At 74.4% G+C, this 14,844-nt stretch carries 14 protein-coding genes; 8 read left to right on the forward strand and 6 right to left on the reverse strand.

Annotated features, from left to right (window positions below; all coding sequences use genetic code 11):
- The coding region (locus ABEB00_RS26000; RefSeq protein ID WP_345622658.1) for an adenosylcobinamide-GDP ribazoletransferase at positions 1-581 on the reverse strand (581 nt) is incomplete at its 3' end.
- Between the two features lie 70 nt (positions 582-651).
- On the opposite strand from ABEB00_RS26000, the gene ABEB00_RS26005 reads away from it, so the two are divergent.
- On the forward strand, positions 652-1,413 hold the full coding sequence (locus ABEB00_RS26005) for a hypothetical protein (protein WP_345622660.1): 762 nt from the start codon (positions 652-654) through the stop codon (positions 1,411-1,413).
- Between the two features lie 93 nt (positions 1,414-1,506).
- On the opposite strand, the gene cobT is transcribed toward ABEB00_RS26005, so the two are convergent.
- Entirely contained in the window at positions 1,507-2,628 is a 1,122-nt protein-coding gene (gene cobT / locus ABEB00_RS26010; RefSeq protein WP_345622661.1) for a nicotinate-nucleotide--dimethylbenzimidazole phosphoribosyltransferase, read from the reverse strand.
- A gap of 182 nt (positions 2,629-2,810) precedes the next feature.
- On the opposite strand from cobT, the gene ABEB00_RS26015 reads away from it, so the two are divergent.
- Positions 2,811-3,578, forward strand: coding sequence for a methyltransferase domain-containing protein (locus tag ABEB00_RS26015; protein ID WP_345622663.1), 768 nt, complete (start codon positions 2,811-2,813; stop codon positions 3,576-3,578).
- Here the strand turns inward: ABEB00_RS26015 and ABEB00_RS26020 are convergent.
- Positions 3,567-4,769, reverse strand: coding sequence for a bifunctional adenosylcobinamide kinase/adenosylcobinamide-phosphate guanylyltransferase (locus ABEB00_RS26020; RefSeq protein WP_345622665.1), 1,203 nt, complete (start codon positions 4,767-4,769; stop codon positions 3,567-3,569). The two genes, ABEB00_RS26015 and ABEB00_RS26020, sit on opposite strands and share 12 nt — an antisense overlap.
- A 183-nt stretch (positions 4,770-4,952) precedes the next feature.
- Here ABEB00_RS26020 and ABEB00_RS26025 point away from each other — a divergent pair, with 183 nt between their 5' ends.
- Positions 4,953-5,165 (forward strand): hypothetical protein, encoded by a 213-nt coding sequence (locus ABEB00_RS26025; protein ID WP_345622666.1) that lies wholly within the window; start codon positions 4,953-4,955, stop codon positions 5,163-5,165.
- Between the two features lie 76 nt (positions 5,166-5,241).
- Here ABEB00_RS26025 and ABEB00_RS26030 read toward each other — a convergent pair whose 3' ends face one another.
- From ABEB00_RS26030 to ABEB00_RS26040, 3 genes are all read right to left on the reverse strand, one after another.
- Positions 5,242-6,390: a S1C family serine protease gene (locus tag ABEB00_RS26030; RefSeq protein ID WP_345622667.1), complete on the reverse strand. Its 1,149-nt coding sequence runs from the start codon at positions 6,388-6,390 to the stop codon at positions 5,242-5,244.
- Positions 6,391-6,470: 80 nt separating this feature from the next.
- Complete coding sequence (locus ABEB00_RS26035) at positions 6,471-7,172, reverse strand: class I SAM-dependent methyltransferase (RefSeq protein ID WP_345622669.1); 702 nt, start codon at positions 7,170-7,172, stop codon at positions 6,471-6,473.
- A gap of 83 nt (positions 7,173-7,255) precedes the next feature.
- Positions 7,256-7,885: a DUF3043 domain-containing protein gene (locus ABEB00_RS26040; RefSeq protein ID WP_345622672.1), complete on the reverse strand. Its 630-nt coding sequence runs from the start codon at positions 7,883-7,885 to the stop codon at positions 7,256-7,258.
- A gap of 294 nt (positions 7,886-8,179) precedes the next feature.
- Between ABEB00_RS26040 and ABEB00_RS26045 the strand changes: the two genes are divergently transcribed.
- The 5 genes from ABEB00_RS26045 to ABEB00_RS26065 all read left to right on the forward strand — a co-directional run bounded on the left by ABEB00_RS26045 (position 8,180) and on the right by ABEB00_RS26065 (position 14,771).
- Positions 8,180-8,956: a PspA/IM30 family protein gene (locus ABEB00_RS26045; protein WP_345622868.1), complete on the forward strand. Its 777-nt coding sequence runs from the start codon at positions 8,180-8,182 to the stop codon at positions 8,954-8,956.
- A 56-nt stretch (positions 8,957-9,012) separates the two neighbouring features.
- Positions 9,013-9,297, forward strand: coding sequence for a PspA-associated protein PspAA (pspAA, locus tag ABEB00_RS26050; protein ID WP_345622673.1), 285 nt, complete (start codon positions 9,013-9,015; stop codon positions 9,295-9,297).
- Between the two features lie 196 nt (positions 9,298-9,493).
- Positions 9,494-10,795, forward strand: a complete 1,302-nt coding sequence (locus tag ABEB00_RS26055) for a sensor histidine kinase (RefSeq protein ID WP_345622675.1) — start codon at positions 9,494-9,496, stop codon at positions 10,793-10,795.
- On the forward strand, positions 10,792-11,475 hold the full coding sequence (locus ABEB00_RS26060; protein WP_345622677.1) for a response regulator: 684 nt from the start codon (positions 10,792-10,794) through the stop codon (positions 11,473-11,475). Before ABEB00_RS26055 ends, ABEB00_RS26060 begins: the two co-directional genes overlap by 4 nt.
- Positions 11,476-11,630: 155 nt before the next feature.
- Positions 11,631-14,771, forward strand: coding sequence for an efflux RND transporter permease subunit (locus tag ABEB00_RS26065; protein ID WP_345622679.1), 3,141 nt, complete (start codon positions 11,631-11,633; stop codon positions 14,769-14,771).
- Positions 14,772-14,844: the final 73 nt, after the last annotated feature.

A 14,844-nucleotide genomic window follows, 5' to 3' on the forward strand; every position in this document is an offset into this window, starting at 1 on the left:
GCGACGGCGGCGGCCGTCCCCAGCGCCGCGCGCACCGGGACCACACCGGCGACCGCCGCGCCGAGCCCCTCCGGGCGGGCCGCCGGCACCCCGGCACGGGCGGCCAGGGTGAGGGCCAGGCGGGCGGCGGTCGCCGAGACCACGGCGGCGAGCGCGCCCCGGCTCCAGGAGGTGCCGTACGCCTGCGCCAGGGCGGCCGCTTGGGCGAGCAGCACCAGGACGAGGGTGAGGACGCCGAACGGCCCGATGTCGGACTGTTTCATGATCCGCAGCGCGTCCTCGGCGGGCCTGCCGCTGCCGAGCCCGTCCGCGGTGTCGGCCAGCCCGTCGAGGTGGAGTCCCCGGGTGAGGGCCGCGGGTACGGCGACGGTGGCCACGGCGGCGAGCGGCGGGCCCGCGCCGAGCAGCAGCAGGACCAGTCCCGCGGCGGCGGCCGCGACCCCGACCGCGAGGCCGGCCAGCGGGGCGCAGAGCATGCCGCCGCGCGCGGCCGTCCGGTCCCAGCGGGTCACCCGGACCGGGAACGCGGTGAGGGTGCCGAAGGCGAAGCGCAGGCCGTCGCGGGCGGGGTTCTCGGACACCGGCGCAGACTACCCGGCGGCCCCCGGGGCGCCCCGGGCAGGCGGGGACACCCGGGGATAAAGTGCGCGTATGGGAGATTGGTGGCAGCGCAACATCGCCGAACCGGGCAAGCTGCCGCTGCTCCTCGCGCTGGTCGCGTTCGTGCTGACGTTCGTGATCACCCGGGTCGTCACCCGGCTTATCCGCGCGGGCAAGGGACCGTTCGGCAACGTCCGGGCCGGCGGGGTGCACATCCACCATGTGGTGCCCGGGGTCGTCCTGACCGTCGTCGGCGGGTTCGGTTCGGTGGCGGGCGGCGGACGGGGTTTCGGTTCCGCGACGTGCGCGGTGGTCTTCGGGACCGGGGCGGGCCTGGTCCTGGACGAGTTCGCGCTGATCCTGCATCTGGACGACGTGTACTGGACGGAGGCGGGCCGCAAGAGCGTGGAGGTGGTGGCGCTGACGGCGGCGCTGGTGGGGCTGGTGCTCGCGGGGTTCACGCCGTTCGGGGTGGACGGTCTGTCGCAGGACGAACTGCGGGACCGGGCCAACGTCATCACGACGGTGGCCGCCGACTTCGTCCTCGCGCTCGTCGCGCTGGGCAAGGGCAAGGCCCGGCTCGCCCTCTTCGGGGTGATCGTGCCGCTCGTCGCGCTGGTCGGCGCGGTACGGCTGGCCCGGCCCGGTTCGCCCTGGGCCCGGCGCTTCTACGGCCGCCGCCCGCGGGCCCGCGCGCGGGCGGCGCTGCGCGCCTACCACCACGACCGGCGCTGGTCCGGCCCCCGCCGCGCCGTCCAGGACTGGATCGGCGGCCGCCCGGACCCGGCCCCCCGAACGCTCGACCACAGGTGACCCGGCCGACGGCCGGGCCGCGCGCCCTCGCCCTGAGGTGGCCGCCGGGTGACGGGCGCACCCGGGCCCGCCGGACGCACCCCGCCGACGGGCTCACGCCCCCTCGGTGACCTCGGTCTCCGCCGCGGCCTCGGTCTCCGCCTCGGTCTCCGTCTCCGCCTCGGCTTCCTCGGCGGTGACCGGGAGTTCCGCCGCCAGTGCCGCCGCGGCCCGCACCAGGGGCAGGGCCAGCAGACCCCCGGCGCCCTCACCCACCGTCAGCCCCTGCGTCAGCAGCGGCTCCAGGGCCATCCGGTCCAGCGCCTTGGCCTGGCCGGGCTCCCCGCTGTCGTGGCCCGCCAGCCACCAGTCCGGCGCGCGGAACGCGATCCGCTGGCCGACCAGCGCACAGGCGGCCGCCACCACCCCGTCCAGGATCACCGGCATCTTCCGTACCGCGCTCTGCAACAGGAACCCGGTCATCGCGGTCAGGTCCGCGCCCCCGACCGCGGCCAGCAACTGGAGCTGGTCCCCGAGCACCGGACGGGCCCGCCGCAACGCGTCCCGGATCGCCGCGCACTTGCGCATCCAGGCGAGGTCGTCGATGGCCAGTCCGCCGCGTCCGGTGACCACCGACGCGTCCGTCCCGCACAGCGCCGCGACCAGTACCCCCGCCGCCGTCGTCCCGCCCACGCTCACATCGCCGAGCACCACCAGATCCGTACCGGAGTCGGCCTCCTCGTCGGCCACCGCGACCCCGGCGCGGAACGCGGCCTCCGCCTCCTGGAGGGTCAGCGCGTCCTCGACGTCGATCCGGCCGCCGCCGCGCCGCACCCGGTGCCGCACGACCTCGGCCGGGAGGCCGTCGGCGTCGCAGTCGAGGGCCATGTCGACGACCCGCACGGGTACGTCCAGGCGCCGGGCCAGCACGGACACCGGACGGCCGCCCGCCAGGACCTCCCGCACCAGGTCGCCGGCGCTGCCCGCGGCCCGTGCCGACACGCCGAGTTCGGCCACCTTGTGGTCGCCGGCGAAGAGCACCACCCGCGGCCGCGCGACCGGCCGCACCGGTACGGCGGACTGCGCGGCGGCCAGCCACTCGCCCAGTTCGTCCAGGCGGCCCAGCGACCCGGGCGGCACGACCTGACGCTCCCGGCGCGCTTCGGCGTCGCGGCGCACCCCGCTGTCCGGGCGCTCGATCAGATCGGTGAAGTCGTCGAGATTCAGCGCGCTCATTCGCCGAACAGTACCGGCCCGGATCAAGGGCGGCAGAGGGACCGCCCCGTCCCCGCCCGAGCGGCGTCGTTGCACCCCGCACCGGTATCCCATACGTTCCGTTTTGCAGTGGAATGTCGCTGGAGTGGATCGCCGCCAGCGAAGTCGCCCACGTCCCGTCGTCCCCGGCCCGGGAGCCGCCCATGTCCGCACCGCCCGCCCCACCGCCACCCGCACCACCACCCCCACCGCCCGCTCCCCGGTACGCGCCGTACCGCGAGGACTGCCCCTGGTGCGGATCGCTGCGGCTGCGCCCCCGGCCGCGCGGCGGGCACCCGCGCCCCCGCCCGGCCGCCCTCGCCACCTGCCGGGACTGCCGGCACGTCTTCGGCAACCCGCCGCCCGCCGCCGTCCCGGAGGGGGCCGGCTCCCCACCGGCCGCGGCGGTCGTACGGCTCAGGCACCGGCTCGCCGCCCGCGCGCTGCTGCGCCGCTGCCCCGAGCCGGAGAGCTGGCTCGACGTGGACACCGCGGACGCGTGTTTCCCGCACGCGGCGCGACGGCTCTTCCCGTACACCTCCTTCGACGGCCTGGACACCACCGCCCGCGTCCTGCGCGCCCGCGCGCGCGACCGCGTCGAGGAGGCGTACGTCGGCCGGCCCGCCGACCCGTACCTCGCCGCGCGCCTGCGCGCCCGCTACGACGTCGTCAGCCTGTTCCACCTGCACCGCGCCCCGGACCCGCGTGCCGAACTGCGCGCCGCGCTGCGCCTGCTGCGCCCCGGTGGCCACCTGCTCGTCGACGTCGTCGACCCGCGCGCCCTGCTCGCGCAGCCGCCGGGCCCCCGGGCCACCGCCCGGCTGCGCACCGAGCTGACGGCGCAGGGCTGCACGCTCCTCGGCGCCGGCGGCGGCCACCGGATCGTCGCCCGCACCCCGGTGCCGCCCCCGTGGCGGCGGTCAGCCCCGTAGCACCAGCGCCTGGCCCGCCACCACCAGCAGCAGATGCTCGCACTCCGCGCCGAACGCCGCGTTCAGGCGGCCCAGTTCATCCCGGTAGCGGCGGCCCGACGCGGTGGCCGGCACGATCCCGGAGCCCACCTCGTTCGAGACCGCGACGACGGTACGGCGGGTGCCGCGCACCGCCTCGGTCAGGTCCCGTACCCGGTCCCGCAGCGCCCGCTCCCCGCCGTCCGCCCACTGCGCGTCGTCCCACGCCCCTGCGGCGTCCATCGCGTCGGTCAGCCACAGCGAGAGGCAGTCGATCAGCAGCGGCGGCCCGTCGTCGTCCTTGAGCAGCGGAATCAGGTCGCAGGTCTCCGTGGTGCGCCAGGACCCCGGGCGCCGCTCCCGGTGCGTGGCCACCCGCCGGGCCCACTCGGTGTCGCCGTCCCGGGTGCCGCCGGTCGCCACGTAGAGCACGTCCGGGAACGCCTCAAGCCGCCGTTCGGCCTCCACCGACTTCCCGGACCGCGCCCCGCCCAGCACCAGGGTCCGGCGCGGAACATCGGGTACGTCCTCGTACGCGCCCACCGTCAGCGTCGTCCCGTCCGGCACCGCCCGCGCCCCCGCCGCCGCGAGCCGCCGCCGCAACTCGGCGCCCGGCGGCACGTCGTGACCGAGGTGGACGGCGACGACGTCGGTGGCCGGGCCCACCGACCCCACCGCCCGCAGCCTCGCCAGCGCGTCCGGCCGCCCGACGACGTCCGCGAGGACCAGGTCGTAGCCCTCGCCCGGCCCCTCAAGCCCGGCGGGCGCGCAGCCGGGCGGCAGATACAGCAGCCGCTCCCCGCCGGGACCGGTCACCGCGTAGCCCGTACCCGGCGAGTCCATCGCCACCGCCCGCACCCGGTGGCCGGTCAGCAGCGCCAGCTCCCGCCCGTCCGGCACCCGGCCCGGCTGCGGCAGCCCGGCCGGCACCTCCACCGCCGGGCCGTCGTGCGGGTGCGACAGCAGCACCTGGCCCACGCCGCCCAGCGACCGCCCGGAGCGCGCGGCGGCGAACACGGCGCCCGGCGTCAGGTCGAGCAGCAGCGCCCCGTCCACCAGCAGCGCGGTCGCCGCCCGCGCGTGGGGGCCCTGCGCGGCGGCGCAGGCCGCGCAAGGACAGTCGGGGCGGGGGAGTCCCGAGGGGGCACCGGTACCGAGCAGAGTCACGTCCACGCCCCGATCTTCCCCGCTCACCGCCCGGCCTGCGCGCCCGAGGCCCCCCTCGGGGTCTGTCCGGCAGCTCTCGTGCGGTGCGGTGGTCCGCCCCGGCGGGCCCGGTCGAGCGCATAGGCTGCGACCGGGAGCGGGACCAAGATCCGGTCCGCGCTCCGCAGGTGCTCACATCTTGGAGGCGACATGGCGGCATGGGCGTGGCGGTTCGAGACGGCCGACGGGACGGAGGTCCAGCCCGCGGTGCAGCCCGAGGAGTTCACCACGCAAGGGGACGCCGAGTCGTGGATCGGGGAGTACTGGAAGGAACTGAAGGAAGGCGGCGCGGACCAGGTGCGGCTGTTCGAGGACGCCGCGGAGATCTACGGCCCGATGAGCCTGCACGCCGAGGACGCCTAGAGATCCACGGGCCGGTCCACGCCGGTCCACGTGCCGTGCCGCACCCCCGTCCACCGCGGCGGGGTGCGGCACGGCGTCACTGCTCGCCCAGCGTCACCTCGGCGCTCCGCTCGCGGTCGTCGCGGGTGTACGTCAGCTCCGTGCGGGCGCCCGGTTTCCGGGTCGCCAGGGCCTCGGTGAGCGAGGTGATCGTGGTGATGTCCGTGTCGCCCAGACGGGTGATGACATCACCGGACTCCAGGCCCGCCTCCGCGGCCGCCCCGCCGTCGGACACCTCGACCACGGCCACCCCGGCGGCCCGGTATCCGTCGTCGACGACCGTGCGGCCGGTGATGCCGAGCGCCGCCCGGCCGGAGTCGGTGACCCGGCCGTCCGCGACGATCTGACCGGCGACCGTCCGCACCATCGACGCCGGGATCGCGAACCCGATACCGGGCGCCGCCCCCTCGCCGAGGCCGGGGTCGGTGGCGGCGAGGGTGGGGATGCCGATGACCCGGCCGTCGAGGTTCACCAGGGCGCCGCCGCTGTTGCCGGGGTTGATCGCGGCCGAGGTCTGCACCATGTCCGCCAGCGTCGCGCCGGTACCGCCGCCCGAGCCGGGCTCGGTGACGGTCCGCCCGGTCGCCGAGACGATGCCCTGGGTCACGCTGGAGGACAGGCCGAGCGGAGACCCCATCGCCAGCACGATCTGCCCGACCTCGACCTTCGCGGAGTCCCCGAGGGAGGCCGGTTTCACCCCGTCCGGCACCCGGTCCAGCTTCACCACGGCGAGGTCCTGCTCCGGATAGGAGGAGACCAGCGTCGCGCGCAGCGGTTCCTCGCTGTTGGCGGCCGTCACCTGGAAGGTCCTGGCGTCCCCGACGACGTGCGCGTTGGTGACGATGTGCCCCTTGGCGTCGTACACGACCCCCGACCCCAGGTCGTCGCCCGCCTGGATCTGCACCACCGAGGGCAGTACGTCCTCGATCACCCGCTGGTAGTCGCTCTGCAGGTCGCTCGCGGCCCGCGGCACGGCGGCCCGGGGCACCGCGGCCCGCTCGGCGGCCGGCCGGGTCCGCGGCACGTCGACGCCGGAACAACCCGTGAGCACGGCGAGCAGGGCGAGTACGGCGGGTACGACACGTACGACACGTACGGGGAGGTTGGCGGCCGAGCGGACCGGCGCGGTGAGGGGCGCGGCGACGGGGGCGTCGGGCCGGGCGGGGCGGGGCCGGGAAACGTCCATGCCCGCAGTCTCGCCACCGGCCGGACGCCCGGCTTCCGGGGAGCACCCGAACGGGCGCCCACCCCGGCGCGCGCGGCGCGTCAGCCCCGTACCCCGCACAGGTGCAGCAGCGCGGCGACGCCGCGGTACGGGTCGGTGCGGCCGGCCCGCTCCTCCACCGCGAGGAGTGCCTCGACGTCGGCCGGGACGGGGGCCTCGTCCGGCGCGGTGTCCGTGAAGACGCGCACCCCGTACCAGGTGTGCAGCGGGGCGCCGATCCCCGCCAGGGTCGCGGTCAGCGCCGCCCGCCGGTCCGCGCGGACGTCGAGGCCGAGACGGTTGCGGTACGCGGTGGTCTCGAAGGCGGTCAGCGCGCCCGCCCAGTCGCCGTACAGGCCCGGCCGCATCGCCAGGGCGTCGCCGTTACGGGCCAGCAGCGACAGCAGCCCGCCGGGGGCCAGCATCCGCGCGAGGCCCGCCAGCAGCGGATCGGGCTCCTCCACGTACATCAGTACGCCGTGGCAGAGCACCACGTCGAAGCTGCCGGGCAGGAAGTGCACCCCGGTGTCCCGGCCGTCGCCCTCGATGATCCGCATCCGCTCCTGGATGCCCGCGGGCTGGCCGGCCAGAGCCTCCCGCGCCGCGGCGATCATCGTGGCGTCCTGCTCCAGACCGGTCACCTGGTGTCCGGCGCGGGCCAGCCGCAACGCCTGCGTGCCCTGGCCCATACCGACGTCGAGCACCCGCAGCCGCTGCCCCACCGGGAACCGGCCGGCTATCTGCTCGTCGAGCTGCCGGGCCACCAGCTCCTGCCGTACGACGTCCCGCAGACCGCCGAGCCCCTTGAGCCAGGCCGCCGCCGCGCCCCCGGTGAACGACGCGCCGCTCAGGGCCGCTCCCCGCGCTTGACCTGCGGCTTCGGCAGCCGCAGTCGCCGCATCTGAAGCGAACGCATCAGGGCGTAGGCGACGGCGCCACGCTTGTTGTCGTCACCGAAGCGCTCCCGCAGGGCCTTCTTCAGACGCGTGGCGCTGACGATCGAGTCGAGCACGATCAGCAGGATCACGACCAGCCACAGCAGCAGCGCCACGTTCTGCAGCGAGGCCACGCGGACCATGCTCAGGACGAGGATGACCACGGCCATCGGCAGGAACCACTCCGCGATGTTGAACCGCGAGTCGATGAAGTCGCGCGCGAACTTGCGCACCGGGCCCTTGTCACGGGCCGGCAGGTACCGCTCGTCACCGCTGGCCAGCGCCTTGCGTTGACGCTCCATGGCGGTGCGGCGATCCTCGCGCTGCCGCTTGGCGGCCTCCTTGCGCGTGGTCGGCGTATTGGCGACGCTGCGGCGCTGGCCCTGGGCCTGGCTGCGCTTGGGCGTCGGGCGACCCTTGGGCGCCTGCGGGTGGCGGGACTGCGTGGAGTCGGTCGGCGACGCCGTGGAGGCGGTCGCGGCCTTCTCTTCCTTGGCACGGCTACGGAACACAAAACCCAAGGGTAAGGGCTCTCCCGGCATGGACCACAGTCCGGCGGGGAACGATCCCGCAACACCACTCGTCTGTAAGGGGACAGACGGGACGTTGCGCACACCCCGGGCCCCTCGCGGGTGTCCCGGGGCGGCCGCCCCGGGGATCACCTACTCCCTGGGCCGGATCAGGAGCGTACGCAGTCGTCCTTGGGGATGAGCGCATCGGTCCCCGAACAGTGCGGTAATGGAAGCAGGGCCCGTACTGTGGGTTCTGTCGCAGAGCTGGTGCCGGAGTCCGTCAGAAGGGGGCGCGCGAAGCCCATGAGCGGTGTCATGAAGCGTATGGGGATGATCTTCCGCGCGAAGGCGAACAAGGCCCTTGACCGGGCCGAGGACCCGCGCGAGACCCTCGATTACTCGTACCAGAAGCAGCTCGAACTGCTCCAGAAGGTCCGCCGCGGCGTCGCCGACGTGGCGACCAGCCGCAAGCGCCTGGAACTCCAGCTCAACCAGCTCCAGTCCCAGTCGTCCAAGCTGGAGGACCAGGGCCGCAAGGCGCTCGCGCTGGGCCGGGAGGACCTCGCCCGCGAGGCGCTCTCCCGCCGCTCCGCGCTCCAGCAGCAGGTGACCGACCTGGAGACGCAGCACGCCACGCTCCAGGGCGAGGAGGAGAAACTCACTCTGGCGGCCCAGCGCCTCCAGGCCAAGGTCGACGCCTTCCGCACCAAGAAGGAGACGATCAAGGCCACCTACACGGCGGCCCAGGCCCAGACCCGGATCGGGGAGGCGTTCTCCGGCATCTCCGAGGAGATGGGCGACGTGGGCCTCGCCATCCAGCGCGCCGAGGACAAGACCGCCCAGCTCCAGGCCCGGGCCGGCGCCATCGACGAACTGCTCGCCTCCGGGGCCCTCGACGACCCCTCCGGCATGCGCAAGGACGACATCCAGGCCGAGCTGGACCGCCTCTCCGGTGGTACGGATGTAGAGCTGGAACTGCAGCGCATGAAGGCCGAGCTGGCCGGCGGCTCCACCGCCGGACAGCAGGCCATCGAGGGCGCCGACCGCACCGAGCGGCCCGCGCCGGCGCCGCAGGACACCCCGCGCTTCGACAAGCAGTAGCCAGGGCGGTGAGACCCGCCGCAGCCCGGGCCGTGGCCCACGCCGAGGAGGGCGACATGATCGTACGGATCATGGGGGAGGGGCAGGTGAGGCTGGCCGCCGGCCACCTCGCCGAGCTGGACAGGCTGGACGACGAGCTGCTCGCCGAGATGGAGAACGGCGACGGGCCCGGCTTCCGCCGCACCCTCGCGGCCCTGCTCGCCAGGGTCCGCGAACTGGGCGAGCCGCTCCCCGACGACTTCCTGGAACCGTCCGAGCTGATCCTCCCCGCCGAGGACGCGACCCTGGACGACGTCCGGGAACTGCTCGGCGACGACGGCCTCATCCCGGGCGGTACCTGACGGACGCCGGGGCACATCCGGTCACCGGGATACGTCCGAACGCCGGGGCACATCCGGTCACCGGGATACGTCCGGTCGCCGGGGCACGTCCGGTCACCGGGATACGTCCGGTCGCCGGGGCACGTCCGGTGCCGGGCCGGGCGGTGACCGTCACCGTGGCCGCTCAGCTCCACTCCGACCACCACCGTGGACAGCCGTGAGCACACTCGCCCGAGCCCGCCGCGGACTCGGCGCCCACCCCTTCGCCCTCGACGCGGCCCTCGCCGCGTTCGTCCTGGTCTGCATGGTCGCCGGTTCCTTCACCGACCCGCACGGCCCCGACGGCGCCACCTGGGGCGTGCGCACCCCCGACCCGCTGAGCCTGGTCCTCATGGCGCTCGGCGCCGCCGCCCTCGTACCGCGCCGCCGCGCCCCCAAGGCCGTCCTCGCACTGACCAGCGGCGTCTCCGTCGTGGAGAGCGTCACCGGCGACCCCCGCGCCCCCGTCGTCATGTCGGCCGTCATCGCCCTGTACACCGTCGCCGCCACCACCGACCGCCCCACCACCTGGCGGGCCGGCCTGCTCACCATGACCGTCCTCACCGGCGCCGCCATGCTCTCCGGCCCGCTGCCCTGGTACGCCCAGGAGAACCTCGCCGTCCTCGCCTGGACCGGCATCGGCGCCACCGCAGGCGACGCGGTACGCAGCCGCCGCGCCTTCGTGCACGCCATCCGGGAACGCGCCGAGAAGGCCGAGCGCACCCGGGAGGAGGAGGCCCGGCGCCGGGTCGCCGAGGAGCGGCTGCGCATCGCCCGCGACCTGCACGACGTCGTCGCCCACCACATCGCGCTGGTCAACGTGCAGGCCGGGGTCGCCGCCCACGTCATGGACAAGCGCCCCGACCAGGCCAAGGAGGCGCTCGGGCACGTCCGCCAGGCCAGCCGCTCGGCCCTGGACGAACTCCGTGCCACGGTCGGCCTGCTCCGCCAGTCCGGCGACCCCGAGGCCCCGACCGAACCCGCCCCCGGCCTGCACCGCCTGGACGAACTGGCCGACACCTTCCGCAACGCCGGCCTGCACGTCGAGGTGGCCCGCGCCGACCAGGGCACCACCCTGCCCGCCGCCGTCGACCTCGCCGCCTACCGCGTCGTCCAGGAGGCCCTGACCAATGTGCAGAAGCACGCGGGCACCGGCGCCAGGGCCGAGGTCAGCGTCGTCCGCGTCGGCCCGGACATCGAGGTGACCGTCCTCGACGACGGTGCCGACGGGACGGACAGGTCCGACGGGTCCGACGGGACCACCGGCCCCGCCCCGGACGCCGGTGGCGCCGGTGGCGGCGGACACGGACTGCTCGGCATGCGCGAGCGGGTCGTGGCGGTGCGCGGCACCCTGACCACCGCCCCCCGCTACGGAGGCGGTTTCCGGGTCCACGCGACCCTCCCGGTCCACGCGACCCTTCCGGCCCATGCGATCCTTCCGGTCGAGAACCGGACAGACGCCGCGGAGGGCCCCGTATGACGATCCGTGTCCTGCTCGCCGACGACCAGGCGCTGCTGCGCAGCGCCTTCCGGGTGCTGGTCGACTCCGAGCCCGACATGGAGGTGGTGGGGGAGGCGTCCGAGGGCGCCGCGGCGGTGCGCCTGGCCCGCGAGCAACGCGCCGACGTCGTGCTGATGGACATCCGGATGCCGGGCACCGACGGCCTCGCCGCCACCCGCATGATCAGTGCCGACCCCGCGCTGGCCCACGTCCGGGTGGTCATCCTGACCACCTTCGAGGTCGACGACTACGTGGTGCAGTCGCTGCGCGCGGGCGCCTCCGGCTTCCTCGGCAAGGGCTCCGAGCCCGAGGAACTGCTCGCCGCCATCCGGATCGCGGCCGGCGGCGAGGCGCTGCTGTCGCCCACCGCCACCAAGGGGCTGATCGCCCGCTTCCTCGCCCAGGAGGGCCCGGCCCGCGAGGACCGCGACCCCGCCCGCGCCGAGAAGCTGGGCACGCTGACCGTGCGCGAGCGCGAGGTGCTGGTGCAGGTGGCCGGCGGACTCTCCAACGACGAGATCGCCGAGCGCCTGGAGGTCAGTCCGCTCACCGTGAAGACCCATGTGAACCGGGCCATGGCCAAACTGGGCGCCCGGGACCGGGCCCAGCTCGTCGTCATCGCCTACGAGTCGGGGCTGGTACGTCCAAGGGTGGAGTGACCTCCGCCCGGGTGTACTGCGCCGGGAGTATGTCCCGGATAAGGAAATGGACCTGGGGCCTAGGGAACCGGGGGCGCCCATGGCTCAGTGTGTGTGGAGTGGGCGTACGCATGTGCCCCGTCCCCCGCTCGGCCACAGAAGAGAGACCCTGACCCATGTCCTGGCTGTCGAGATTCAGCCTCGCGCAACGGGCCCTGATAGGGCTGATGTCGATCGTCGCGCTCGTTTTCGGGGCGATCGCCATCCCCCAGCTCAAGCAGCAGTTGCTGCCCACCATCGAACTTCCCATGGTGTCCGTGATCGCCCCCTACCAGGGCGCCTCTCCGGACGTGGTCGAGAACCAGGTCGTCGAACCCATCGAGAACAACCTCGAAGGGGTCGACGGCATCTCGGGCGTCACCTCCACGGCCAGCGAGGGCAGCGCCGTGATCATGGCGTCCTTCGACTACGGCCCCGACACCCAGCAGTTGGTCGCCGACGTCCAGCAGGCCGTCAACCGGGCCCGCGCCCAGCTCCCGGACGACGTGGACCCGCAGGTCGTGGCCGGCTCCACGGACGACATCCCCACCGTCGTCCTCTCCGTCACCTCCGACAAGGACCAGCAGGCCCTGGCCGACCAGCTCGACAAGACGGTCGTGCCCGCGCTGGAGGACATCGACGGCGTCGGCCAGGTGACCGTGGACGGCGTGCGGGACGTGCAGGTCGCCGTCACGCCCGACGACGCGAAGCTCGCCAGGGCCGGCGTGACCACGCAGACCCTCGTACAGGCGCTCCAGGCGGGCGGCGCGACCGTCCCGGCGGGCTCCTTCGACGAGGACGGCGCCAACCGCACCGTGCAGGTCGGCGGCGGCTTCACCTCGGTCGGGCAGATCCGGGACCTGATGGTCACCGGCGAGGGCGTGGACAAGCCGGTCCGCCTCGGCGCCGTGGCCGAGGTCGAGGAGAAGGAGGCCACGGCCGACTCGCTCACCCGGACCGACGGCAAGCCCAGCCTCGCCGTCGCCGTCACCATGGACCGGGACGGCTCCGCGGTCGCCATCTCGGAGGCCGTCGACGACAAGCTCGGCGACCTGCGCGAGCAGCTCGGCGCGGGGGCGACCCTCACCGTCGTCAGCGACCAGGGCCCCGCGGTCTCCAAGGCCATCGAGGGCCTGACCACCGAGGGCGGCCTCGGTCTGCTCTTCGCGGTCGTCATCATCCTGGTCTTCCTGGCCTCGATCCGCTCCACCCTGGTCACCGCGGTCTCCATCCCGCTCTCGGTGGTGCTCGCGCTGATCGTGCTGTGGACCCGCGACCTGTCGCTGAACATGCTCACCCTCGGCGCGCTGACCATCGCCATCGGCCGCGTCGTGGACGACTCGATCGTGGTCCTGGAGAACATCAAGCGGCACCTGGGCTACGGCGAGGAGCGCCAGGACGCCATCCTCAAGGCCGTGCGCGAGGTGGCCGGCGCGGTCACCTCCTCCACCCTCACCACGGTCGCCGTCTTCCTGCCGATCGGCCTGGTAGGCGGCATGGTGGGCGAGCTGTTCGGCTCCTTCAGCCTCACCGTCACCGCGGCGCTGCTGGCGTCCCTGCTGGTGTCGCTGACGGTCGTACCGGTCCTGTCGTACTGGTTCCTGCGGCCCCCCAAGGGCACCCCCGAGGACGCCGGCGAGGCCCGCCGGCTGGCCGAGGAGAAGGAGGCCAGGAGCCGCCTCCAGCGCGTCTACGTGCCCGTCCTGCGGTTCGCCACCCGGCGCCGCCTGACCAGTGTGGCCCTCGCGGCGGTGGTGCTGATCGGCACCTTCGGCATGGCCCCGCTGCTGAAGACCAACTTCTTCGACCAGGGCGAGCAGGAGGTCATCAGCGTCAAGCAGGAGCTGAAGCCGGGCACCAGCCTGGCGGCGACCGACCTCCAGGCGAAGAAGGTCGAGAAGCTCCTCGGCTCCCTCGACGGCGTCAAGGACTACCAGGTCACGGTCGGTTCGTCCGGCTGGATGGCGGCCTTCGGCGGCGGTACCGACACCAACCAGGCGTCGTACCAGATCATGCTGGAGGAGTCGGCGTCCTTCGCCGACGTGCAGGACGGCATCGAGTCCGGCCTGGCGAAGCTCGACGGCATCGGCTCCACCACGGTCTCCGGCGGCGACGGCTTCTCCAGCCAGGACCTCAGCGTCGTCGTCAAGGCGTCCGACCCCGAGACGCTGCGCACCTCCGCCGAGCGGGTCCGCAAGGCGGTCGCCTCCCTGGACGACGTCACCGACGTCACCAGCGACCTCTCCCAGAGCATCCCGCGCATCTCGGTCCGGGCCAATGCCCGGGCCGCCGAGGCCGGTTTCACCGACCAGACCCTCGGCGCGGCCGTCACCCAGGCGGTCCGCGGCACCACCGCCGCCAAGGCGGTCCTGGACGACACCGAGCGGGACGTCGTCATCACCTCGGCGAAGCCCGCCGCGACCGTCGCCGAGCTGAAGGCGCTGCGCCTCGGCCCGGTGAAGCTCGGTGACATCGCCACCGTGGAGCTGGTGGACGGCCCCGTCTCGATGACCCGTATCGACGGCCAGCGCGCGGCGACCGTCACCGCCCGCCCGACCGGCGACAACACCGGCGCGGTCTCCGCCGACCTCCAGTCGAAGATCAACGCCCTGGACCTGCCGACCGGAGCCACCGCCGAGATCGGCGGCGTCTCGGCCGACCAGGACGAGGCGTTCGTCAACCTGGCCCTGGCGATGCTCGCGGCCGTGGCGATCGTCTTCATGCTGCTGGTGGGCACGTTCCGCTCGCTGGCCCAGCCGCTGATCCTGCTGGTGTCGATCCCGTTCGCGGCGACCGGCGCGCTCGGCCTGCTGATCGTCACGGGCACCCCGATGGGCGTCCCCGCGATGATCGGCATGCTGATGCTGATCGGCATCGTGGTCACCAACGCCATCGTGCTGATCGACCTGATCAACCAGTACCGCAGGGACGGCTACGGCGTGGTCGAGGCGGTCGTCGAGGGCGGCCGGCACCGGCTGCGGCCCATCCTGATGACGGCGCTCGCGACCATCTTCGCGCTGCTCCCGATGGCCCTGGGCGTCACCGGCGAGGGCGGCTTCATCGCCCAGCCGCTGGCGGTGGTCGTCATCGGCGGCCTGGTCACCTCCACGCTGCTGACCCTGCTCCTCGTCCCGACGCTCTACGCGATGCTGGAGCTGCGCAAGGAGCGCCGGGCGGCGAAGAAGGCGGCCAAGCGCGGCGGCGACGTACCGCCGCAGGCGACCGGGGCCCCGGCCGCGACGGCCGCGGACGACGACCCGGAGCCGGCGAAGGTCTAGCAACGGGCCCCGCCGCGAGGCGGGCCCCCGGCCCGTCAAAAGACGCCCCGGCCCGTCCCAGGTGAAGTCCTGG

This window comes from Streptomyces ziwulingensis (assembly GCF_039542605.1).
Classification (GTDB): Bacteria; Actinomycetota; Actinomycetes; order Streptomycetales; family Streptomycetaceae; genus Streptomyces; species Streptomyces ziwulingensis.